Source organism: Sulfitobacter sediminivivens, from assembly GCF_042611115.2.
Lineage (GTDB): Bacteria > Pseudomonadota > Alphaproteobacteria > Rhodobacterales > Rhodobacteraceae > Sulfitobacter > Sulfitobacter sediminivivens.
The window spans coordinates 223,878-243,802 of sequence record NZ_JBHGAR020000002.1; the positions used below are offsets into that span (position 1 = coordinate 223,878).

Annotated in this window: 26 protein-coding genes; 13 read left to right on the forward strand and 13 right to left on the reverse strand. The window is 55.8% G+C overall.

What is annotated here, in order from left to right:
* Nucleotides 1–29 precede the first annotated feature (29 nt).
* From ACEWL3_RS03440 to ACEWL3_RS03450, 3 genes are all read right to left on the reverse strand, one after another.
* The gene (locus ACEWL3_RS03440; RefSeq protein ID WP_386177621.1) at nucleotides 30–1,100 is read right to left on the reverse strand and encodes a 5-(carboxyamino)imidazole ribonucleotide synthase; all 1,071 of its coding nucleotides are present in this window, start codon (nucleotides 1,098–1,100) and stop codon (nucleotides 30–32) included.
* The gene (gene purE, locus ACEWL3_RS03445; protein ID WP_386177622.1) at nucleotides 1,090–1,578 is read right to left on the reverse strand and encodes a 5-(carboxyamino)imidazole ribonucleotide mutase; all 489 of its coding nucleotides are present in this window, start codon (nucleotides 1,576–1,578) and stop codon (nucleotides 1,090–1,092) included. Before purE ends, ACEWL3_RS03440 begins: the two co-directional genes overlap by 11 nt.
* Before the next feature lie 72 nt (nucleotides 1,579–1,650).
* Nucleotides 1,651–1,875 (reverse strand): YdcH family protein, encoded by a 225-nt coding sequence (locus ACEWL3_RS03450; RefSeq protein WP_114877282.1) that lies wholly within the window; start codon nucleotides 1,873–1,875, stop codon nucleotides 1,651–1,653.
* Between the two features lie 163 nt (nucleotides 1,876–2,038).
* Here ACEWL3_RS03450 and ACEWL3_RS03455 point away from each other — a divergent pair, with 163 nt between their 5' ends.
* From ACEWL3_RS03455 to ACEWL3_RS03465, 3 genes are all read left to right on the forward strand, one after another.
* Nucleotides 2,039–2,452: an Hsp20 family protein gene (locus ACEWL3_RS03455; RefSeq protein WP_386177623.1), complete on the forward strand. Its 414-nt coding sequence runs from the start codon at nucleotides 2,039–2,041 to the stop codon at nucleotides 2,450–2,452.
* Nucleotides 2,453–2,455: 3 nt separating this feature from the next.
* Entirely contained in the window at nucleotides 2,456–2,677 is a 222-nt protein-coding gene (locus ACEWL3_RS03460; protein WP_386177624.1) for a DUF1150 family protein, read from the forward strand.
* A 208-nt stretch (nucleotides 2,678–2,885) separates the two neighbouring features.
* Nucleotides 2,886–3,746 carry a glycosyltransferase family 10 domain-containing protein gene (locus ACEWL3_RS03465; protein ID WP_386177625.1) on the forward strand — a complete coding sequence of 287 codons (861 nt, stop codon included), beginning with the start codon at nucleotides 2,886–2,888 and terminating at the stop codon, nucleotides 3,744–3,746.
* 54 nt (nucleotides 3,747–3,800) lie between these two features.
* On the opposite strand, the gene ACEWL3_RS03470 is transcribed toward ACEWL3_RS03465, so the two are convergent.
* Nucleotides 3,801–5,516, reverse strand: a complete 1,716-nt coding sequence (locus ACEWL3_RS03470) for a bifunctional sulfate adenylyltransferase/adenylylsulfate kinase (protein ID WP_386177626.1) — start codon at nucleotides 5,514–5,516, stop codon at nucleotides 3,801–3,803.
* A gap of 146 nt (nucleotides 5,517–5,662) precedes the next feature.
* Nucleotides 5,663–6,667 (reverse strand): thioredoxin-disulfide reductase, encoded by a 1,005-nt coding sequence (gene trxB / locus ACEWL3_RS03475; protein WP_386177627.1) that lies wholly within the window; start codon nucleotides 6,665–6,667, stop codon nucleotides 5,663–5,665.
* A gap of 226 nt (nucleotides 6,668–6,893) precedes the next feature.
* Here trxB and ACEWL3_RS03480 point away from each other — a divergent pair, with 226 nt between their 5' ends.
* Nucleotides 6,894–7,394: an Lrp/AsnC family transcriptional regulator gene (locus ACEWL3_RS03480; RefSeq protein WP_386177628.1), complete on the forward strand. Its 501-nt coding sequence runs from the start codon at nucleotides 6,894–6,896 to the stop codon at nucleotides 7,392–7,394.
* Between the two features lie 58 nt (nucleotides 7,395–7,452).
* Here the strand turns inward: ACEWL3_RS03480 and ACEWL3_RS03485 are convergent, their stop codons facing one another.
* The 5 genes from ACEWL3_RS03485 to lgt form a co-directional block, all read right to left on the reverse strand.
* Entirely contained in the window at nucleotides 7,453–8,229 is a 777-nt protein-coding gene (locus tag ACEWL3_RS03485; RefSeq protein ID WP_386177629.1) for a Hint domain-containing protein, read from the reverse strand.
* Between the two features lie 324 nt (nucleotides 8,230–8,553).
* Nucleotides 8,554–8,697: a hypothetical protein gene (locus ACEWL3_RS03490; RefSeq protein ID WP_205389856.1), complete on the reverse strand. Its 144-nt coding sequence runs from the start codon at nucleotides 8,695–8,697 to the stop codon at nucleotides 8,554–8,556.
* Between the two features lie 283 nt (nucleotides 8,698–8,980).
* Entirely contained in the window at nucleotides 8,981–9,736 is a 756-nt protein-coding gene (gene pgeF, locus ACEWL3_RS03495; protein ID WP_386177630.1) for a peptidoglycan editing factor PgeF, read from the reverse strand.
* Nucleotides 9,733–10,794 (reverse strand): class I SAM-dependent methyltransferase, encoded by a 1,062-nt coding sequence (locus tag ACEWL3_RS03500; protein ID WP_386177631.1) that lies wholly within the window; start codon nucleotides 10,792–10,794, stop codon nucleotides 9,733–9,735. Before ACEWL3_RS03500 ends, pgeF begins: the two co-directional genes overlap by 4 nt.
* The gene (gene lgt, locus ACEWL3_RS03505) at nucleotides 10,794–11,675 is read right to left on the reverse strand and encodes a prolipoprotein diacylglyceryl transferase (protein WP_386177632.1); all 882 of its coding nucleotides are present in this window, start codon (nucleotides 11,673–11,675) and stop codon (nucleotides 10,794–10,796) included. Before lgt ends, ACEWL3_RS03500 begins: the two co-directional genes overlap by 1 nt.
* Before the next feature lie 96 nt (nucleotides 11,676–11,771).
* Here lgt and ACEWL3_RS03510 point away from each other — a divergent pair, with 96 nt between their 5' ends.
* The 5 genes from ACEWL3_RS03510 to ACEWL3_RS03530 all read left to right on the forward strand — a co-directional run bounded on the left by ACEWL3_RS03510 (nucleotide 11,772) and on the right by ACEWL3_RS03530 (nucleotide 14,968).
* Nucleotides 11,772–12,017, forward strand: a complete 246-nt coding sequence (locus ACEWL3_RS03510) for an accessory factor UbiK family protein (RefSeq protein ID WP_386177633.1) — start codon at nucleotides 11,772–11,774, stop codon at nucleotides 12,015–12,017.
* 319 nt (nucleotides 12,018–12,336) lie between these two features.
* Entirely contained in the window at nucleotides 12,337–12,837 is a 501-nt protein-coding gene (locus ACEWL3_RS03515; protein ID WP_386177634.1) for a type III secretion system chaperone family protein, read from the forward strand.
* A 37-nt stretch (nucleotides 12,838–12,874) separates the two neighbouring features.
* Nucleotides 12,875–13,690, forward strand: coding sequence for a pyrroline-5-carboxylate reductase (gene proC / locus ACEWL3_RS03520; protein ID WP_386177635.1), 816 nt, complete (start codon nucleotides 12,875–12,877; stop codon nucleotides 13,688–13,690).
* Nucleotides 13,683–14,021, forward strand: a complete 339-nt coding sequence (locus ACEWL3_RS03525) for a tRNA-binding protein (protein ID WP_386177636.1) — start codon at nucleotides 13,683–13,685, stop codon at nucleotides 14,019–14,021. The genes proC and ACEWL3_RS03525 overlap by 8 nt, the downstream gene beginning before the upstream one ends.
* A complete protein-coding gene (locus ACEWL3_RS03530) occupies nucleotides 14,018–14,968 on the forward strand; it encodes a 2-hydroxyacid dehydrogenase (protein ID WP_386177637.1) in 951 nt (316 codons plus the stop codon). Before ACEWL3_RS03525 ends, ACEWL3_RS03530 begins: the two co-directional genes overlap by 4 nt.
* Here the strand turns inward: ACEWL3_RS03530 and ACEWL3_RS03535 are convergent.
* Nucleotides 14,965–15,546 carry a thymidine kinase gene (locus tag ACEWL3_RS03535; RefSeq protein ID WP_386177638.1) on the reverse strand — a complete coding sequence of 194 codons (582 nt, stop codon included), beginning with the start codon at nucleotides 15,544–15,546 and terminating at the stop codon, nucleotides 14,965–14,967. The genes ACEWL3_RS03530 and ACEWL3_RS03535 overlap by 4 nt on opposite strands.
* Nucleotides 15,547–15,831: 285 nt before the next feature.
* Between ACEWL3_RS03535 and ACEWL3_RS03540 the strand changes: the two genes are divergently transcribed.
* Together ACEWL3_RS03540 and arsH are read left to right on the forward strand one after the other, a co-directional pair.
* Complete coding sequence (locus tag ACEWL3_RS03540; RefSeq protein ID WP_386177639.1) at nucleotides 15,832–16,290, forward strand: hypothetical protein; 459 nt, start codon at nucleotides 15,832–15,834, stop codon at nucleotides 16,288–16,290.
* On the forward strand, nucleotides 16,283–16,999 hold the full coding sequence (gene arsH, locus ACEWL3_RS03545; RefSeq protein WP_386177640.1) for an arsenical resistance protein ArsH: 717 nt from the start codon (nucleotides 16,283–16,285) through the stop codon (nucleotides 16,997–16,999). The genes ACEWL3_RS03540 and arsH overlap by 8 nt, the downstream gene beginning before the upstream one ends.
* On the opposite strand, the gene ACEWL3_RS03550 is transcribed toward arsH, so the two are convergent.
* Both ACEWL3_RS03550 and ACEWL3_RS03555 read right to left on the reverse strand, forming a co-directional pair.
* Nucleotides 16,996–18,120 (reverse strand): beta-ketoacyl-ACP synthase III, encoded by a 1,125-nt coding sequence (locus ACEWL3_RS03550; protein WP_386177641.1) that lies wholly within the window; start codon nucleotides 18,118–18,120, stop codon nucleotides 16,996–16,998. The genes arsH and ACEWL3_RS03550 overlap by 4 nt on opposite strands.
* A gap of 115 nt (nucleotides 18,121–18,235) precedes the next feature.
* Nucleotides 18,236–18,523 (reverse strand): hypothetical protein, encoded by a 288-nt coding sequence (locus ACEWL3_RS03555; RefSeq protein WP_435000498.1) that lies wholly within the window; start codon nucleotides 18,521–18,523, stop codon nucleotides 18,236–18,238.
* 250 nt (nucleotides 18,524–18,773) lie between these two features.
* Here ACEWL3_RS03555 and ACEWL3_RS03560 point away from each other — a divergent pair, with 250 nt between their 5' ends.
* Nucleotides 18,774–19,181 carry a universal stress protein gene (locus tag ACEWL3_RS03560; protein WP_386177643.1) on the forward strand — a complete coding sequence of 136 codons (408 nt, stop codon included), beginning with the start codon at nucleotides 18,774–18,776 and terminating at the stop codon, nucleotides 19,179–19,181.
* Between the two features lie 288 nt (nucleotides 19,182–19,469).
* The gene (locus ACEWL3_RS03565; RefSeq protein WP_435000526.1) at nucleotides 19,470–19,922 is read left to right on the forward strand and encodes a DUF2267 domain-containing protein; all 453 of its coding nucleotides are present in this window, start codon (nucleotides 19,470–19,472) and stop codon (nucleotides 19,920–19,922) included.
* Nucleotides 19,923–19,925 lie beyond the last annotated feature (3 nt).

Here is a 19,925-nt window from a genome sequence, read left to right on the forward strand (position 1 = left end):
CTGGTCCTGCGTGAACCGGATATTCAAAATCAGCGCGTGATCCGGTTCACATGGCCCATTTTGCGGCCTGGTTTGGTTTCTGACTTGCCATAGAGGTGGACCGCCGTATCGCTTTCCCTAGCAAGGGCTGGAACCCGGTCCATATCATCCCCAATCAGGTTTTCCATAACAACATCTGCAAAACGCGTGCCGTCACCCAAAGGCCAACCGGTGATCGCGCGAATGTGCTGTTCGAACTGATCGACCGTGCAGCCATTTTGCGTCCAATGACCAGAATTGTGCACGCGCGGTGCGATCTCATTTACGATCAGCTCTTTCCGGGTGACGAATATTTCGACACCCAAAACACCAACATAATCAAGCGCATTCAATACCTTGGCCGCCATCAGAACCGCATCTGTGCGCTGCACTGCACTCAGTCGCGCAGGTACTGTTGTGGAGTGCAATATGCCGTCTCGATGTACGTTTTCACCAGGGTCAAAGCAGGCGACATCGCCAGTTGAACTGCGTGCGGCAATTACCGACACTTCATGCGTGAAGTCCACAAATCCTTCGAGGATCGCTGGTGCACCGTTCATCTGCGCCAATGCGGGTGCCGCATCATCTGTGCTGCGCAAACGCACCTGCCCTTTCCCGTCATAGCCCAGCCGCCGGGTTTTCAGGATCGAAGGGGTACCGATGGACAGCAGCGCAGCGTCCATTGCAGCCGCATCGGGAACGTCCGCAAACGGTGCCACCATCAGACCAAGATCCTGCAAGAACATCTTTTCGGTTAGGCGGTCCTGTGAGATGCGCAATGCCTCACGTCCAGGGCGGATGGTGGCATGGGCTTCAATCACATCGAGGGCTGCCGTGGGGATGTTTTCAAATTCAAATGTGACGATATCACAAGATTTTGCAAATGCCGTAAGGGCGGCATGGTCGTCATAGGGTGCGGTTGTCAACGCATGCGCCACGTCGGCGGCAGGCGGGTTTGATCCGGATTCAAAAATGTGAGCCTTAAAACCAAGGCGCGATGCGGCAACCGACAGCATGCGCCCCAGTTGTCCGCCGCCAAGAATACCGATGGTACTGCCAGTAGGCAAAAGATCAGTCTTCACGCGGCACCTCGGGGATTGAGGCGCTCAGGTTTTTGCGCCAGACGTCGAGCCTTGCCGCTAATTCCGCGTCATGCAGCGCCAGAATACCAGCGGCCATCAACGCCGCGTTGGCGGCACCGGCTGCACCAATTGCCATCGTAGCGACAGGATAGCCTTTGGGCATCTGGACAATCGAGTAAAGCGAATCCACACCCGACAGTGCTTTGGTCTGGATGGGCACACCAATCACTGGCACCCGCGTCTTGGACGCCATCATGCCCGGTAAATGCGCGGCACCGCCGGCCCCGGCGATGATCACCTGAAGACCCCGATCTACTGCGGTTTTGCCATAATCCCACAGCCGGTCCGGCGTGCGGTGCGCCGACACGATGCGGGTTTCGAAAGGAACGCCCAGTTCATCCAGCAAGGTCGCGGCCTCGCGCATGGTTGGCCAGTCAGATTGGGAACCCATGATAATGCCAACGGGAGGAGTGGTCATGCAATTACGGCCTCTTGGTCGTGGAATGAGCGCGCACTATACCCATGCGCGCTTGGGAGGCAATGTGCGGTTTTAGGCGATGATGTCCGGGGTCAATCGGTCTTCAATCTGGGCAATCATATCTTTCAGCCGCAATTTGCGTTTTTTCAGACGTTGCAGGGTCAGCTGATCACTGGTGCCACGATCGACCAATGCCCGAATGGCCTCATCCAGATCGCGGTGTTCGCGGCGGAACACCTCAAGCTCGACGCGCAATACATCGTCGTTTTTCATGGAAAGGTCGTTTGGGGCATTCATATGACAGGTGATTCCGTTTGCACGTGATCCTGCAACATACGCGTTAGGCATCAATGCGCATAGCCCTTGCGCAGAACCATTCGCCTCCCCATATTCCATTCAAGGGTCGCCGATTGCGGGGCCATAATTTTGACTGTCGCTTGAGATGATAAGGACGTGTCGCATGACGAAACTAACGCTGGCCTCTTATCCACATATGTTGGGTTTTGAGCAACTTGAACGGGTGCTGGAACGTACTGCCAAAGGGGGCAACGAAGGCTATCCGCCGTTCAATATCGAACAAACCTCCGATTTTAGCTATCGCATCACGCTCGCGGTGGCCGGATTTGCCGAAAGCGATTTGTCGATCACCGTTGAGGACCGTCAGTTGGTCATCCGTGGTCGACAAACAGAGGACAGCGCAGATCGTGTATTTTTGCACCGAGGCATCGCCGCGAGACAATTCCAGAGGTCATTTGTATTGGCCGATGGCGTCGAGGTCGGCGAGGCCCTGATGGAAAATGGGTTGCTGCACGTGGACTTGACCCGCGCCAAACCAGAGACAGTTGTACAGACCATAAAGATTAAGAAAGGGTAAACGATGGAAAGCACGAACACCCAAGCGGGCAGAGACAGAACAGTTTACGTCAAAACGATTGCTGTGACAGACCTGCCGCGCGAAGTGCGTGATCAGGCCGAAGGTCTGGAGCTTCTTTATGCCGTACATGATGCGCAAGGCCAGCAATTGGCATTAGTTGGCGACCGTAAGCTGGCATTTACCCTCGCCCGCGAACATGATTATTCGCCGGTTATGGTACACTGACGGCCTGTGGGGGCTTTACCCCGCGGCGCATATCAGGGATTTGTAGGAGGCCGCAGGAAACTGTGGCCTTTTCTTATGTTTTGAAGGTCTCGCTATGCGTTTTGATTTCGACTGCGGCTACGCGAAGCGATCACCGGGATCCGGTTCGGCGTGCAGGGCAGGGTGATCATGTCGGGCGATGTGTGCCTGCCCGAGGCGGGTTTGCAGGATGGCTGATCCGGCCATCGCGGTGTTGCCCTATGGTGGGCGATTGGGACCTGCGCTGGCGCAGATGCCGCTGGATGATCTGCATTGGCCGCTGGGGCGGCCTGACCGGCTGGCGCAGGGCACCGTCAGTCATCTGGCCGCGACGGATCATCTGATCGTCTACCCCAAAACTGCGATGCATTTCCAACTGCGCTGGGGCACTGCGGCGCAGGTGTCGATCGTGGTGGTGGAACCTGCCGGGATTCACGCGCGGCATTTGCGCCTATTGCGCTGGACCTACCGGCGCTTTTATCGCGTGCTGACCCATAATGATGCGCTGCTGGCGGTGATCCCGAATGGCATCATGCACCAGTTTGGCACTACATGGGTGCCGGAACATGCAAGGCTGGATATCGACAAGGCGCGCAACATGTCACTGATCGCCTCGGCCAAGCGGGATACTGCAGGACATTTGTTGCGGCATGAGATGGTCGATCTGGTGCAGGCTAAGGGGCTTGACGTGGACATTCTTGGGCGCGGCTATGCGCCCTTTGCGGCCAAATCTGACGGGCTGGCCCCCTACCGCTTTTCGGTAGTGATCGAAAACATCCGCGAACGGAATTACTTTACGGAGAAAATCGTCGATGCGGTTCTGTGCGAAACCGTCCCGATCTATTGGGGCTGCCCGAACATCGGCGATTTCTTTGACACCAGTGGCATGATCCTGTGTGAAACGCCGGATCAGATGGCCGCCGCGATGCAGAGTGCGAATGCGACAGGGTACGCGACCCTTGCCCCCGGCCTGCGTGCGGCCAAACCGCAGGCCGTCCATTGGGCCGATCTGGAAGGGCGCGCAGCGCGGGCCATCCGCGACAGTCTGTGAAATACAAAGCGCAGCCCCGAGGGGCTGCGTTTTGTCGTTTCGAAAAAATCATGATCAGGCGCTGATCAACCCCATGCTTTCCAGTTTCAACAGCACCTGATGGGCGCAGTTGTCCACATCAACAGACTCGGTCTCCAAAGACAGTTCCGGGTTCTGCGGTACGTCATAGGGGTCTGAAATCCCTGTGAATTCCTTGATCTTTCCCGCACGCGCCAGCTTGTAAAGACCCTTGCGGTCGCGGCGTTCGCATTCCTCAATGCTGGTGGCCACGTGCACTTCGACAAATGCACCAAAGTTCTCGATATCTTCGCGCACGGCGCGGCGGGTGGTCGCATAAGGTGCGATTGGCGCACAGATCGCGATACCGCCATTCTTGGTGATCTCACTCGCCACATAGCCGATGCGGCGGATGTTCAGATCGCGGTGTTCCTTGCTGAATCCCAGTTCGGAGCTGAGGTTTTTCCGCACGATGTCGCCATCGAGCAGCGTCACAGGACGTCCGCCCATTTCCATCAGCTTGACCATCAAAGCGTTGGCGATGGTCGATTTGCCGGAACCGGAGAAGCCGGTGAAAAACACGGTAAATCCCTGATCGGACCGCGGCGGCGAAGTACGACGCAATTCCTTGACCACTTCGGGAAACGAAAACCATTCGGGAATTTCCAGCCCTTCGCGCAGCCGGCGGCGCAGTTCTGTTCCGGAAATGTTCAGGATCGTGACATTGTCGCGATCCTCGATCTCGTCATTGGGCTCGTACTGGGCGCGTTCCTGTACATAGACCATGTGTTTGAAATCGACCATCTCGATGCCCATTTCCTCCTGATGCTCGCGGAACAGGTCCTGCGCATCATAGGGTCCATAGAAATCTTCGCCCTTGGAGTCTTTGCCGGGTCCGGCATGATCGCGGCCAACGATGAAATGGGTGCAGCCGTGGTTCTTGCGGATCAGGCCGTGCCATACCGCTTCGCGGGGGCCAGCCATGCGCATCGCAAGGTTCAACAATGACATCGCCGTGGTGGACGCAGGGTATTGACCCAATACCGCTTCGTAACAGCGAACCCGAGTAAAGTGATCAACGTCGCCCGGTTTGGTCAGGCCGACCACAGGGTGGATCAGCAGGTTTGCCTGAGCCTCGCGTGCGGCACGAAAAGTCAGCTCCTGGTGGGCGCGGTGCAACGGGTTGCGGGTTTGAAATGCCACGACCTTGCGCCAGCCCAGTTTGCGGAAATAGGCACGCAATTCGTTGGGCGTGTCACGGCGGGCGCGGAAATCGTAATGCACCGGCTGCTGAATGCCCGTCACAGGACCGCCGAGATAGATTTTGCCGGCGGTGTTGTGCAGGTAATTGACCGACGGATGTGCGTCGTCGTCCGCCCCGAAAACCTTCTCCGCCTCACGCGCCTTGTTGGGTTCCCAACGATCGGTCACGGTCATGGTGGCAAGGATGACGCCCTCCTGATCACGCAACGCGATGTCTTGGCCCAACTCCAGCGAAGCGGCAAAATCCTCTGATACGTCCAGATTGATCGGTATCGGCCACAAAGCGCCGTCGGCGAGACGCATGTTTTCAACAACACCGTTGTAATCTTCTTCGCTTAGGAACCCTTTTAACGGGTTAAAACCGCCGTTCATCAGCAGCTCCAAATCGCAAATCTGGCGTGGCGTCAGATCATGACTGATCAGATCCCCGGCTTCGTTCTTGAGCTTTTGCGCGGACTCATAGGAAACATACAGTTCTGGGATGGGGGCAAGGTTCGGCGTTTGCATCATTAATCTCACATTTGGTAAAGGGGCCTGCACCCCGCGTTGTGCGCGTCCTAGCCCTGATTTGAGGCGAGAATCAAGCGACCGGGCGGCGATTTAGAGGATTGCAGTGCAACTGCACGTTTTTTTCAGCGCAAAGCAGTGTTCCGGCGTCAGACGCCTTCTTTAACTTCTGCCCCATAGCCCAAAGGCAATGATGTGACGTTTCCCTCATCGTCGCCAACCTCCGCCAGAAAGCGCTCTGCTTCCAGTGCTGCCATGCATCCCATTCCGGCACTGGTGACAGCTTGACGGTATTTGTGATCGGTCAGATCACCCGCAGCAAACACGCCGGGAATTGACGTTTCCGTGCTGTCTGGCTTGGTCACAACATAGCCGCCCATGTGCGTTTCCAGCGTGTCCTTGACCAATTCATTCGCGGGCGCATGGCCAATTGCGACAAAGACACCCTTGGCCGCGATATCGGTAATCTCTCCCGTCTTGGTGTGTTTGACTTTCACACCTTCGACCCCAAGCGGGTTGTCGGTGCCGTAGACCTCAACCAATTCATGAAACCACAGCGGTTCAATCTTTGGGTTCTTCATCAGACGGTTGATCAGAATTTTTTCGGCGCGCAGTTCATCACGGCGGTGGATCAGCGTGACCTTGGACGCGAAATTGGTCAGAAAAAGCGCCTCTTCAACGGCCGTATTGCCGCCGCCGATCACAACAATCTCTTGGCCACGATAAAAGAAACCATCGCAGGTGGCGCAGGCAGATACACCAAAACCCTTGAATCTCTCTTCGGTCTCAAGTCCCAGCCACTTGGCGCGTGCGCCAGTAGCAAGGATCACGGCATCCGCAACATATGTGGTGCCGCTATCGCCTTTGGCATGAAACGGACGGCTCGACAGGTCAAGATCGGTGATGATGTCACCTATGATCTCGGTGCCCATCGCCTTGGCGTGGGCCTCCATGCGGACCATCAAATCAGGTCCTTGCACTTCGGTGTCACCCGGCCAGTTTTCAACTTCGGTGGTGGTGGTCAACTGGCCGCCCGGCTCTATCCCTTGCACCAGAATGGGTTCCAGCATGGCGCGGCTGGCATAGACCCCTGCGGTATATCCCGCAGGCCCGGAACCGATGATCAGAACCTTGGTTTTACGTGTTTCGGCCATCTGGCATCCCCCGAACATGATTTACAGCCCCTGTGATATAGACGCGCAGAGGCCGCGCTTAAACCCCTCGATTGAGCGGTAGTAAGAACTGACATTGGCGATAAGGATCGCCGCATTTTCCGCCTGTCCTCTCGACTCCAGAAACAATCTTGCGCAACTGCGAAACATTATTGCGCATGACGGCGGCGCTGGTATAACAATCGTAATTTGCAGGAGAAGATTCATCATGGCTGGCACACGGCTTGACCCAATAGACCGCAAGATTCTTGCCGAACTACAGGCAGATGGCCGGATGACGAATGTCGAACTGGCAAAACGGGTCGGCATTTCGGCACCGCCCTGCCTGCGCCGCGTCCGCACACTTGAGGAACAGGGTTATATCAAAGGCTACTTTGCCGAGGTTGACGCGCGCGAGCTGGGCTTTGAAGTGCAGGTTTTTGCCATGGTCGGACTGACCAGCCAGGCCGAAGTTGACCTGAGTGCGTTTGAACAGAAATGCCGCGACTGGCCGCTTGTTCGTGAATGTCACATGCTCAATGGTGAGGTCGATTTTATTCTTAAATGCGTGGCCCCTGATCTGAGTGGTTTTCAGAGCTTTTTGACGGGCCAATTGTTGACCACGCCAAATGTGGCCAGCGTTAAGACCAGTCTTGTGATCCGCGGTGCCAAGGATGAACCTGGCGTGCCCTTTGATGTTTTGGAGCAACGCCTTGCCGCTAACCCCTAGCGGAAAGCTCTAGGGGTTAGCGGCATCGTGGCGCTGTCCCTGCTCAAATAGTGACCGACTAAACCTCGGAAACAGGCGCGCGTGGATGCGCCAAAGGCCCGAAATCGCAGACATGACCAATGCGTGGAAACATCGCCAAAAACTGACGTTGCAGATGATGCGGCAGAGTGCGCATTCCATTGACACCCGGGTGGAATGTCTCCATCTCGATCCCACCCGCATGGACAGCCGCATGGCGTTCCAGACACATGTGAAACAGGCGCACCGGCGTCGGTGGAACCACCTCAATGACATTCACCCCATCCAAAAGCTCGCGAACGGGGGTCAACATACGGGTGGATCCCGCACCTGATCGCAGACGATGAGGCGTGTGCAGCACCCGTGCACTGGGGCCAACGGTCAGAACTGAGTTGGGGCGTGACTGCCCGAAGCTGTCGGGCATAATACTTGTCAGTGGAACGCGCCGCCGGGCATCAATGGGGGAAAAACTCGTTGAGCCGAGCCAGACCAACATCGAAGGCTTGCCAGATGTCGTGTTGATCATGTCGCCCGGTTGCAAATCTTCGATGGCAATGTCGCCATCAATTGTCTGGATCAGCGTGCCACGGGCAAAGGCTGAAAATGCAGCGTCGAACAAAGGCAGTGCCGGGGCGATGTCCTGACCAACATAAAGCGACCCATCGCTGCGCAATGCGGCCACTTCGAAACTGCGGGACGGAAATTGCTCTTTATCGCTCGATTCCGCGAAGTAGCTGCGCGGTGCGGCAACGCCCGGCCTTCCAGCAGAATCGGACGAATTGGAATAGCTAGGGGTAGGGGCAGCAGAGAGTGTCATGCAAAGACCTTTATTCGGAAAGTCACATCCGTGTTGGCCCCCACCAGCAAGAACGGAAACAACTTAAGGTGTCATTTCTTGTTACAAAAGATGGCTAAATCGCCATCTCCAAATACTATTGTCAAAAACCACAGATCTTTAGAACTTCATGATATGTCAATTTGACCGATGTGTACGGCTCTGTTTCCTCAATCCATGCGGTTCTTCCCACAATTCGCGCAACGTCAAATCCCAAAACGTTGAAGCCCTTTCACGAACCAACGAAAGCGGATCCTGACGCACAATTCATCCCGATGGGACGATCAGAAAATAACCTCTCGTGGCTTATGCAGACTTGCGAGACTGCTCTGAGCCGTTGCGCTTTGCGATGAAAGCGGCACGGCGTGCACCGCGGGCCCAAGGCATAACTGTATCGTTCTTTGCGGCTGCAGCGACGACACCTTTGATGAAGCGTGTGTTGGTTTTCATGTTTCTGATCCTCGATTTGTTTTTGTGGGCGTCTGCCCTTGCTTGAGGATGAATATGCCCCGGCAATCGGGCCAGTTTTTGGCAGTTCAAAGAAAATTCAAGAAACCCGAAATAAATTCCGGGGCCATTTGTGATGGTTCTGCCTTATTCTCAAAGCCCCCTATTTTTAACAGCTTTGAACGTGATTAGTGTTCAATTGCAGCAATAAAATCTGATTGTTTCCAAGTTCAGGACGGTGGTCTTGGGCAGAAGAGCGGCAGAGATTGCCCCAATCTTGCCCAGATCAAAGGGTGATGGCCGCAATCAAACGACCATAATCTGCTTCTTTGGCATGGGTCGTGCGCCTGTAGGAATAAAACCGTTCAGGATCGCTATAGGTACAGTGCCGGGTCCACTCCGCATGTCCCACGCCCGCAGCGCGCAAACGGTTCAGACCAAAGCCGGGAAGGTCAAATTGCATCCGATCACCATCGCCCCCGGCGAAATAGCGGGCATAATCGGGGTCCTCAGCTAAAAAGGCATCGATAAATTCGGGGCCAACTTCATAGGCACGTTGGCTGATTGAAGGGCCTATGACTGCACTGATGTTTTCGCGGATCGCACCAAGCGCCACCATCGCGTCCACCGTCGCCGTCAAAATGCCATCAAGCGTACCGCGCCACCCGGCATGGGCCGCACCAATCACACCGGTCTCGACATCTGCAAAAAGCACGGGCTGGCAATCTGCCGTCAGTACAGACAGGGCCAAGCCGGGCGTGCGGGTGACCAAAGCGTCTGCACGCGGTTTTTCGGTCAATGGTTCAGTGGCTGTTACAACCTCTGCTGAATGCACCTGATGAACACCCAACAGGTGGTCCGCGGCCACTCCCATAGCGTCAGCGACACGTGCGCGGTTGATCTCAACGACTTCACGCTGATCCGTGCTGCCTGTGCCGCAGTTCAACCCGGCATACACACCCGATGACGCGCCGCCACGGCGGGTAAAGAACCCGTGTCTTAGAGGTGTCAGCGCATCAGAAGTGAGAATTTCAAGCGTCATGGCTGCAATCCCGGTGGGGGCATTTTGCCATTTTGGTAAAGCCCCAGCACTTTGAACAGGTTTCCCATTTCTGAGGGATGCGTCAACCGCCGATGTGCAGTGACATGCGCATCAAGCGCGGTTCCGTCCAATGCGGCGGCCAGTTTCTGTGCGCGGTCCGTGATGCCGAGGCGTTCCAGAAACACACCCTGCGGGGTCAGCTTGGAAAAGCGGGCGGGTGCCGCTGCTTGTGCCAGAGCCTCGAAATCAACATGCGCGGTCAAATCGGCATTGCCCGGATCCACCAAAGGATCGACCGGTTGATGATTATTGAGCGCCTGAAACGTATCCCCCAAAGACCGCCAATCGCCGTAATCCACGATCAAAGCCGCCCCTCCGTAGGTGTCGACGCGGGCGGCAATATCGCAGATCACGGTCGTCGCTGCCGTGCAGATTTCAACCACATCCCCGTCACAAGTATCTTCCAGACGGTGGGCAAGAAAGGGTTGGGGCAAAGCAGGGCCAAGCCCCATGTGCAATGCGCCGTCCATTACACCGACCAGCCGCTCGCGCCACTGTTTGGTCGCGGGCACAAATTGTCGGATAGGGAGCGCGTCAAAGAATTCGTTCGCAATGAGATAAAGTGGGGCATCCGGTAACTGGGCGGTGCTATTGATCCAGCTGGCGTGATGGCCCCTCAAGACCTTGCGCTGCTGCTCCTGCAAGATGGGGGAGGCCTCAACCAGCACTATTTGCGCAGCGTCCAGAAACCCCGGCACAGCCCGACAAGCCCGCAACGCGTCAGCCATCAACGTGCCGCGCCCCGGCCCCAGTTCCGCAAGGGTGAACCTGTCTGGTGCGCCGTTCGTCAGCCATGTCTGCGCCAGACAAAGCCCAATGAGTTCACCAAACATCTGGCTTATCTCGGGGGCCGTTATGAAATCACCTGTTTGGCCAAACGGTTGCCGGGTCGTGTAATAGCCCTTGGTCGGGTGCAGCAGGCACGTGGTCATAAAGTGATCCAGCCGCATCGGTCCCTCGGCCATGATGCGCGTGATGATATGATCGCGCAGCGTCATTACGCGCGGCGTGCACGCACAATCAGGAACGCACCGACAGCCATCATCGGCAGGCAAAGAATCTGCCCCATGGTCAGCCCATAACCGCTCATGTGCCATGCAAGGCCAAGCGGATTGCCGTCGCTGATAAACTGCGCGTCGGGCTGGCGTACAAATTCAACCAGGAACCGCGCAATGCCATAGCCAGCCAGAAAAGTACCGCCGATCAGTCCTTCGCGCTTAAGCGCCCCACGCCGCCACGCCATCCAGACCAGCAACCCACCAAGCACCAGCCCCTCAAGCAAAGCTTCATAAAGCTGCGAAGGGTGGCGCGCGCAGATGCCCTCAATCGCCGGACAAAACTGGGCCGCCTCTGTTGGAAATGCGACACCCCAGGGCACATTCGTGGCGCGCCCCCAAAGCTCGGCATTGATGAAATTGGCGATACGTCCCAAAAACAGGCCCGGTGCAAGACCAAGACAGATCATATCGCCTGTCGATATCTTTGCGATTTTGTGACGGTATGTATAGTAAAAGCCCGCCACAATCACGCCTATGGCTCCGCCATGAAACGACATGCCGCCTTGCCAAAGCTTGAGGATTTGCAATGGGTTCGATAGGTAAAAGCCGGGTTGATAGAACAACACATATCCCAAACGCCCACCAAGGATGACGCCCAGAATTACCCAGAACAGCAGGTCCTCGACCTGTTCCGCGCTCATCACCGGTTGGTTGTTTTTCCAAATCCGAGGGGTGCGCACTGCGCGCACCACCAATCGCCACCCCAATATGATGCCAACGATATAGGCCAGCGCGTACCAACGCAGCGCAAATGTCATGCCAAATACAGAGATTTCAAATATCTCGGGCGAAATGTCGGGAAAAGGGAGCATCGCTATCATGTGGTTGATTGACCCTGACATTGCAGGGAAGTCAACCTTGCGGGAACGAGAAAGAGACACCATATAGTGATCAACAGCAGACACCGGAGACCAGACATGCAAACCCGTAACAAGTTCTTAGATGACGTTTCGAAAATGATGACCAATGCGATGGGTGTCGCCCAAGGTGCCAAGGACGAGGCCGAAACCGCGTTCAAGGGGATGCTGGACCGTTGGCTATCGGACCGCGATTTTGTCACCCGCGAAGAATTCGATGCAGTGCGCGCGATGGCCCAAAAAGCGCGCGAAGAAAACGAGGCGCTTAAGGCGCGGCTGGATGCGTTGGACGCCAAAAAAGGCTGAACGTTTCCAAAGTTTTGTATTAATGAACGGCGGCATGTAACCGCCTCTGATACGTTTGTTGTTTGTCTAATGTGATCTCATTGAGACAAAAAAGCGGGTTTAGGGTCTAAACTTTGCGTCTGGTCCCAATTCGTCCACAACATATTGCAGTTATCCCCTACCAAATGTGGTTATCCCCAAGAAAGGGGGTTGCCACAATCGCAGCTAACCCGCACCATATCTTGTATAGGGGGTGGTTTGCCCCACGCCCTATAGTACAGGCACCCAAGTCTGGTGGCGTAATGCGCCCGAGGCTAGGAATAAAAAAAGAGGTGGCGAAATGGCCCTGACCGAGCAGTACCTTGAAGACGACATCCATCCCATTGATATTGTTGAGCATTTGGCCGCGCATCATGAATGGGATTTCGACCGCATCTCTGATGAACAGATTGCCATGGCTGTCGAAGGCCAATGGCGGACGTATTCGATCACCCTCGCGTGGTCGGCTTTTGACGAAACCCTGCGTCTGATCTGTACCTTCGAGATGGAGCCGCCGGCAGAAAAACTGCCCAAACTATATGAATTGCTCAATTCAGTGAACGATCAATGCTGGGCAGGTGCGTTCACCTATTGGGCCGAACAAAAGCTGATGGTCTATCGCTACGGTCTGGTGCTGGCCGGCGGGCAGGATGCCTCGCCTGAGCAAATCGATACCATGATCGGTGCGGCAGTGATGAGTGCGGAGCGATATTATCCCGCGATTCAGCTTTTGGTCTGGGGGGATCAAACGCCCAAACAGGCGCTTCAGGTCGCCATTGCAGAGGCCTACGGCCACGCGTAACACTTTGCCCTGAGAAAGTTGTTTCAGGGGATATACGATGAAAAACAGCCGATTTGCGACCGAGGGATTGGTTCTGCTGGGCTGCGGCAAGATGGGGTCAGCGATGTTGGCCGGTTGGCTGGCACGGGGCCTGCCTGCAGCGTCAGTTTGGGTGATCGACCCCTATCCTTCGGACTGGTTGCAGGAGCAGGGCGTGCACCTGAACACCACATTGCCTGCCAAACCCGCTATTGTTCTGGTGGCGGTCAAGCCACAGATGATGGCCGACGCATTGCCCACGCTGAAAATGATGGGCAACGGAACCACATTGTTTGTTAGTGTGGCCGCAGGCACCACAATCAGCTATTTTGAGCAGACTTTGGGGGCACAGACCCCGATAGTGCGCGCCATGCCCAACACGCCAGCGGCGATTTTCCAAGGCATCACAGCAATCGTCGCCAATGCAGCGGCAGGTCCAAAAGCGTTGGACGAGGCGGAGGCGTTGCTCAGTGCGGTTGGTGATGTCGTTCGGCTTGATGCGGAAGCGCAGATTGATGCGGTCACCGGGGTCAGCGGATCGGGTCCGGCCTATGTGTTTCATATGATCGAAACCATGGCCGCGGCTGGTGTGGCGCAGGGACTTCCGGCTGAGCTGTCGATGCAATTGGCCAAGGCAACCGTCGCAGGTGCTGGGGCGCTGGCTCTGCAATCGGAGGAGACGCCGTCACAGTTGCGCGTCAATGTAACCAGCCCCAATGGAACGACCCAAGCGGCATTAGAGGTCCTGATGGACGAAGATCATGGGTTTCCCGCCCTTTTGAAACGGGCCGTGAAAGCCGCAACAGACCGCGCAAGGGAGCTTGCCCGTGGTTGAACTGAATTTTGATGATTTTCTAAAAGTCGATATTCGTGTGGGGACCGTCACCAAAGCAGAGCCTTTTCCCGAAGCACGCAAGCCAGCGATCAAGCTTTGGGTCGATTTTGGTGCGCCCCTTGGTGTGCGCAAAACCTCCGCCCAGATCACCGCGCATTATAAACCTCAGACTCTCATTGGACGGCAGGTGATGGCTGTGGTGAACTTCCCGCCACGCCAGATTGGCCCCTTTATGTCCGAGGTTCTTGTGCTTGGTGTGCCAGATCAGGACGGCGAAATTGTTTTGCTGGCACCAGATCAAACCGTGCCAGACGGAGGGCGGATGCATTGACAAAGATATTGGTAACGAGGCCCCTGCCGCCAGAGGTCACGACACAACTTGATGGGTTTGAGCTTACCGTGCGGCCAGAAACGGGGCCGCTCAGCGATAATGAATTACGTGCAGCACTGCGCGAATTCGATGGTGTGCTGCCGACCCTTGGGGATGCTTTTTCGGCGCATGTTTTCGCAGATGTACCTGATCCTCGATGCCGGATCCTGGCCAATTTTGGCGTCGGCTATAACCACATTGACGCCGCTGCCGCGCGATCCGCCGGTCTGGTTGTGACCAATACCCCCGGTGCCGTCACGGACGCCACCGCAGACATCGCAATGACCCTGATGCTTATGAGCGCAAGGCGCGCTGCCGAAGGTGAGCGTCTGGTCCGCTCAGGTCAGTGGAAAGGATGGCATCCCACACAAATGTTGGGTCTGCATTTGACCGGCAAGACCGTGGGTATTGTCGGCATGGGCCGTATCGGCCAGGCGATTGCCCGGCGCTGTCATTATGGCTTTGGCATGAAGGTCATGTATTTTAACCGCAGCGATAAAACTGTTGAGTTTCCGATAATGAAGACGCGGGATTTGGCGAGCCTTGCAGGTGCTGTCGACATCATGGTTGCAGCCGTTCCAGGCAGCCCCGAAACACGCCACCTGATCGGCGCTGATATCCTGTCAGCGATGCAACCACATGCGCATCTGATCAACATCTCACGCGGCGATGTGGTGGAGGAGGCCGCGTTGATCGCCGCCTTGCAAGCCAAACAAATCGGCGGTGCAGGGCTCGATGTCTATGAATTTGAACCAGCGGTACCAAGCGCACTGCGTGCTTTGGATAACGCGGTGTTGTTGCCGCATCTGGGGACCGCGGCACTTGAGGTCCGCGTTGATATGGGGCTGATGGCTGTCGACAATCTCAAAGCGTTTTTTGCCGGGCAAACACCACCGAATACGGTCTAGGTATCGCCCACGGCCTCGCGCCAATGTTTGCGGCACAATGACAGGTAGGTTTCATTTCCGCCAATCTGAACCTGTGCCCCGTCGCGCAGCGCCGTGCCGTTTGCATCGAACCGCACAACCATCGTCGCCTTCTTGCCGCAATGGCATATTGTACGAACCTCGCGCATTTCGTCACACAGGGCCAGCAAGGTGGCTGATCCGGGAAACAACATGCCGCGAAAATCGACGCGCAGGCCAAAACACATCACCGGTACGCCCAGATCGTCCACGGCGCGGGCGAGTTGCCAGACCTGCTCAGGTTCCAAAAATTGCGCTTCATCAATAAAGACACACGCGCAGGGGCCCGCTGCCAGGCGGTTCTTGATCTTGGCGAACAGGTCTTCTCCTACGGCGAATGTATCGGCCTCTTGCCCGATCCCTATTCGGGACGCGATACGCGCTTCTCCCGCGCGTTTGTCAAACTGTGCTGTCAACAAATACGGCACCATGCCGCGTTCGACATAATTATGGGCCGCCTGCAGCAGCACAGTCGACTTGCCAGCGTTCATGGTTGAGTAATGAAAATACAGTTTTGCCATGGTCTTGGTCTATCGCCACTATTGCAGCTCAATCAAGACTTCAAGTAGTGGAGGGTTCGTGCAATCTGCTGCCGAACACCGGCCTGTGGCCCCCCGGCTCCACAGAAAAGCACGAACCCCACCCAATACCGCACGAGGGGAAAGCGGTCACTGATACATCCTGCCAAAAGCGGCAGAAGTGATTAATGAATGACATTTCCAATCTCAGCGATTAATGGGAAAACCTAAAGACCTTTCCCCCAAGTAACCTATAGGGGAAAATGCAGTAGTGATTGGGATTATAATATGGCTGGTATCGGCAGTTATCTAAAAAAGCACACCGAGGCTTTGGTCAAAGATGTTGGCATCGAGACGGCCTGCGCTTTGACTGGCAAGTCAAAGGCGACCCTTGGCCGATACTACTCTGACAACGAGGAACACTCCGATCGCTTTATGCCAATTGATGCGGTGGCCCTGCTTGAAGATGCATCGAGCTATCCTCATGTGACGGCTGCCCTTGCCGAGTTGAAGGGGATCGGTCTTAAGTATGATGACCGCCTCCCAAATGCGGACCGCAAAGGCGGTGTGAATTCGGACGTGATTGCCCTGAGCCAGCGTTTCGCGATGCTGATGGCCGAATACCAGCAATCCATGGAAGACGGGCGTATCACGGTCAACGAAGCCAAGCGGTTGTTGAAAGAAACCACCGGTTTGCAGCAGATCTTGATCGATATGAAGCTTAATCTGGAAGAAGAGAGTGGCTGATACATTCCCGGCTCTCGACCCTGCATCGCTGCATGAAATAGACGTGACCGCACTCAAAGCGCACGTTGACCCAGGCCACAAACCCCGCATTCTACTCCTCTACGGATCTTTGAGAGAGGTAAGTTATTCTCGCAAAGCGGCCCTTGAGGCAGCGCGCATTCTGCGGCTTTTGGGATGTGAGACCAAGGTGTTTGATCCCACTGGCCTGCCGTTGCCAGACGGCGCGGAACCAGAGCACCCAAAGGTCGCCGAATTGCGCGAATTGGCGGTGTGGTCAGAGGGCATGGTATGGTCAAGCCCGGAGCGTCATGGCGCGATGACGGCGATCATGAAGGCCCAGATTGATTGGCTGCCATTGTCCCTCAAAGGGGGGATCAGACCGACCCAGGGCAAGACATTGGCCGTCATGCAGGTCAGTGGCGGATCGCAATCATTCAATGCTGTTAATCAAATGCGCATTCTGGGACGTTGGATGCGGATGGTGACAATCCCCAATCAATCCAGCCTGCCCAAAGCGTGGTTGGAATTTGACAGCGAGGGACGTTTGCCGAAGGGCCCGTATTACAACCGGATCGTCGATGTCATGGAAGAGCTGGTAAAATTCACGTGGCTGGTGCGTGGACGTTCAGATTATTTGGTCGACCGCTATTCAGAGCGGGTAGAGACGGCCGAAGAGGTTCATAATCGGGTGTCGGCAAAAACGCCTTAAGCGTGGCGTTGCAGCAATACAGACCCCACAGAGTATCCCGCGCCAAACGAACAAATCAGCCCCAGGTCACCGTCCTTGAGATCGTTGGAATATTTTGAGAACGCGATGATCGAGCCGGCCGATGAGGTGTTGGCGTAGTCCTGCAGGATATTGGGCTGTTCACCTGGTTCTGGCGTGCGGCCCAGAACCTTGCGCCCGATAAAGTCGTTCATGGATTTGTTTGCTTGATGCAGCCAAAGCCTTTTCAAATCATCGGCTTGCACGCCGCTCGCGTCCAGATGGACCGCGATGTGATCGGCCACGAGGGGCAGCACTTCTTTAAACACCTTGCGGCCATTTTGCATGAATTGCATGTCGCGGCGGTCGCGCAACCCGTCGGGGCGTGACCGGCGCAAATACCCATTGTTGTTGCGGATGTTGTTCGAAAAAGTGGTCGCGCAACGCGTTGATTTTATTTCAAAATACGCGCCCTTGGCGTCCTCTGCGCGCTCAATCAGCGTTGCGGTAGCCACATCGCCAAAGATGAAATGACAATCCCGGTCCCGCCATTCCAGATGGGCTGAACAAATTTCAGGATTAACCACCAATGCAGATCGGATCGACCCGGATCGCACCATGTCAGCAGCGGCTTGAATGCCAAAGGTGGCTGACGAACAGGCGACGTTCATATCAAAGGCGAACCCCTGACTTTGCAACTTGTCCTGAATTTCAATGGCAATCGCAGGGTAGGCGCGTTCAAGGTTGGAACAGGCACAAATCACTGCATCGACATCTGTCGCCGTTTTGCCCGCTTGAACCAGTGCCTTATGTGCCGCATCCAGTGCCATTTCCGCCATCAGACTGGGTTCATCATCGCTGCGCTGACGCAACAAAGGGTGCATCACGTGGGGGTCAAGAATCCCCGTTTTATCAATAACATAGCGTTGATTTATTCCCGAGGCTTTGACGATAAAGTCCTCGGACGAATATTCCTTGGCCGCCACTTCACCCGCTTCGATTGCGCTAGCGTGTTCTGCATTGAACAGATCGACATAGGCGTTGAAGGCCGTGACCAGCTCGGCATTTTTGATGACCTGATCCGGCGTGAAAACGCCCGTGCCTGTGATCGCGGGTGTGTGCATTTAATGACCTCCTTCGGCGTGTGCTGATTTGGGGGCAAGCGGGGGCGAAGGTCAAGGGAAGCGGCCAATTGGGCACGTCTGTATCATGTCTGAATTGCGTTTGTGCGTGTGCCGCTTACCCGCGCGGCACCGAATAGAGGATATAACCGTCCTGCCGCGCAACTTCCTGAGCGCCTGAGTCGGTTACGAATACGCCGAGGTTCTCGAGGCCTTCGGGACAGCCGACCAGATCGGCGGTGTGGTCAAGATACTCGGCCGTCTCCGGGGATTCCCCAAGGCGGCGGCAGGCGTCGCCCTTGAAACGGTATCCATCACCAAAGAATGGCAGAGAGCCGGTGACGGGCGCAGGCTCCGGGGTGCAGGCAGTGAGGGCAAGCAGGGCAGCGGGAATGAGAAAGCGCATGGCAATGGTTCCTTTCTGAAATAATAGCCAAAGCATAGCATATCGGTCCGCGCGCGGACCACATGATGAGCAGGAGTTCGCCGGATGGGGGGCCGCAGGACCGGGAGCACCTAATGGGAGCGGGTTTTTTGAACCGGTCATTTACGTGGTCAGTGAGGCGAGATCTCTTTGACATATGTCAAAGGCGAGATGCGGTGCCGCGTGCAATACTGATCAATAACAACGCAGCCGATCTATTTGGAGACAGTGCATGTATAAGAATATTCTTGTTCCGGTGGTTCTTGATGAAGATCACGATCCCAAATCATCCTACCTCTTGGCGCAGGCGCTGGCAGACGAGGGTGCAAAATTCACTGTTGTGCATGTGATGGAAACCATTCCAGCCTATGCGACAGCCCAGATCCCAGATGATGTGCTGGCCAGCAGACGCGACGAAGTTTCAGATTTGCTGACCCAATCGGCCAAGGCCTTGCCGGGCGCAGAGACCAAAATGCTACATGGTCATGCCGGACGGGCCATCGTCGACTACGCCGACGCCCATGGTACTGACTGCATCATCGTGGCATCGCACAAGCCGGGTCTGGAAGACTTCTTTATCGGGTCAACCGCCGCCAGAGTGGTGCGCCATGCCAAATGTTCGGTCCATGTTATTCGGTAGAAGCTGGGATACCGGTTTTTGATGGGGCTGCCGTTTCAAGGGTCAGCATCACCGAAAAACCGGAGAGCAACGCAGACTCTTGGGGGCAAGAGTGCAGTCTTGGCACCAAATGATGGATGCGGCAGACCTTTGAACGGCCGGTGCGCGCACCGGATGACCCATTTGGCGACAGCCGCGCGGATGGCTGCTGTGAGGGACGAATTTGCCCTTCACTTATCGACAGTATAAGGCCAATGTTTGTAGGTTCCTTGGTAAAGGAATTACTCAGGGCCGAAACCGCACATGCCAATGCCGTGGACTTACAGACACGCCTCCAAAGAGTGGCAGGCGTTTTTGGACGATGCGAAAGAGCGCATGTGTCTTGAGTCGGACAACATGGCCTATACTGCCGTTGATGCAGTGTTTCAGGTGTTTCGCCGCCGCTTGACCGCTCAACAGGGATTGGACTTCGCGGCGGTTCTTCCAAGTGTGCTTCGTGCCATTTTCGTTAATGGCTGGGTTGTTACGGAACGTCCTGTTCCTTTCCCCGAGCGGTCCGAACTGGTTGCCGAAGTGAAGCAGGTTCGCAGGAACCACAACTTGACGCCGGATAATGCGATTGAAGGGACTGCATGGGCGATACGGCGCTGCACTAACAAGAGAGACTTCGAGCGCGTGCTAAAAGAGATGCCGGATGGCGCAGACGCATTCTGGCACGTCGATGTTGATGACCCGGCGGAACTTGAACAGAGGATCATCTAGCTG

Excerpts from the sequence above, each read along its gene's own strand:
- ACEWL3_RS03555 (WP_435000498.1), bottom strand. The coding sequence starts at position 18,523 with ATGCGCTTTCTCATTCCCGCTGCCCTGCTTGCCCTCACTGCCTGCACC.
- purE (WP_386177622.1), bottom strand. The coding sequence starts at position 1,578 with ATGACCACTCCTCCCGTTGGCATTATCATGGGTTCCCAATCTGACTGG.
- ACEWL3_RS03560 (WP_386177643.1), top strand. The coding sequence starts at position 18,774 with ATGTATAAGAATATTCTTGTTCCGGTGGTTCTTGATGAAGATCACGAT.
- pgeF (WP_386177630.1), bottom strand. The coding sequence starts at position 9,736 with ATGACGCTTGAAATTCTCACTTCTGATGCGCTGACACCTCTAAGACAC.
- ACEWL3_RS03500 (WP_386177631.1), bottom strand. The coding sequence starts at position 10,794 with ATGACGCTGCGCGATCATATCATCACGCGCATCATGGCCGAGGGACCG.
- lgt (WP_386177632.1), bottom strand. The coding sequence starts at position 11,675 with ATGATAGCGATGCTCCCTTTTCCCGACATTTCGCCCGAGATATTTGAA.
- ACEWL3_RS03480 (WP_386177628.1), top strand. The coding sequence starts at position 6,894 with ATGGCTGGCACACGGCTTGACCCAATAGACCGCAAGATTCTTGCCGAA.
- ACEWL3_RS03510 (WP_386177633.1), top strand. The coding sequence starts at position 11,772 with ATGCAAACCCGTAACAAGTTCTTAGATGACGTTTCGAAAATGATGACC.
- ACEWL3_RS03490 (WP_205389856.1), bottom strand. The coding sequence starts at position 8,697 with ATGAAAACCAACACACGCTTCATCAAAGGTGTCGTCGCTGCAGCCGCA.
- ACEWL3_RS03535 (WP_386177638.1), bottom strand. The coding sequence starts at position 15,546 with ATGGCAAAACTGTATTTTCATTACTCAACCATGAACGCTGGCAAGTCG.
- trxB (WP_386177627.1), bottom strand. The coding sequence starts at position 6,667 with ATGGCCGAAACACGTAAAACCAAGGTTCTGATCATCGGTTCCGGGCCT.
- proC (WP_386177635.1), top strand. The coding sequence starts at position 12,875 with ATGAAAAACAGCCGATTTGCGACCGAGGGATTGGTTCTGCTGGGCTGC.
- ACEWL3_RS03460 (WP_386177624.1), top strand. The coding sequence starts at position 2,456 with ATGGAAAGCACGAACACCCAAGCGGGCAGAGACAGAACAGTTTACGTC.
- ACEWL3_RS03565 (WP_435000526.1), top strand. The coding sequence starts at position 19,470 with ATGCCGTGGACTTACAGACACGCCTCCAAAGAGTGGCAGGCGTTTTTG.
- ACEWL3_RS03550 (WP_386177641.1), bottom strand. The coding sequence starts at position 18,120 with ATGCACACACCCGCGATCACAGGCACGGGCGTTTTCACGCCGGATCAG.
- ACEWL3_RS03470 (WP_386177626.1), bottom strand. The coding sequence starts at position 5,516 with ATGATGCAAACGCCGAACCTTGCCCCCATCCCAGAACTGTATGTTTCC.
- ACEWL3_RS03465 (WP_386177625.1), top strand. The coding sequence starts at position 2,886 with ATGGCTGATCCGGCCATCGCGGTGTTGCCCTATGGTGGGCGATTGGGA.
- ACEWL3_RS03450 (WP_114877282.1), bottom strand. The coding sequence starts at position 1,875 with ATGAATGCCCCAAACGACCTTTCCATGAAAAACGACGATGTATTGCGC.
- ACEWL3_RS03515 (WP_386177634.1), top strand. The coding sequence starts at position 12,337 with ATGGCCCTGACCGAGCAGTACCTTGAAGACGACATCCATCCCATTGAT.
- ACEWL3_RS03455 (WP_386177623.1), top strand. The coding sequence starts at position 2,039 with ATGACGAAACTAACGCTGGCCTCTTATCCACATATGTTGGGTTTTGAG.
- ACEWL3_RS03485 (WP_386177629.1), bottom strand. The coding sequence starts at position 8,229 with ATGACACTCTCTGCTGCCCCTACCCCTAGCTATTCCAATTCGTCCGAT.
- ACEWL3_RS03540 (WP_386177639.1), top strand. The coding sequence starts at position 15,832 with ATGGCTGGTATCGGCAGTTATCTAAAAAAGCACACCGAGGCTTTGGTC.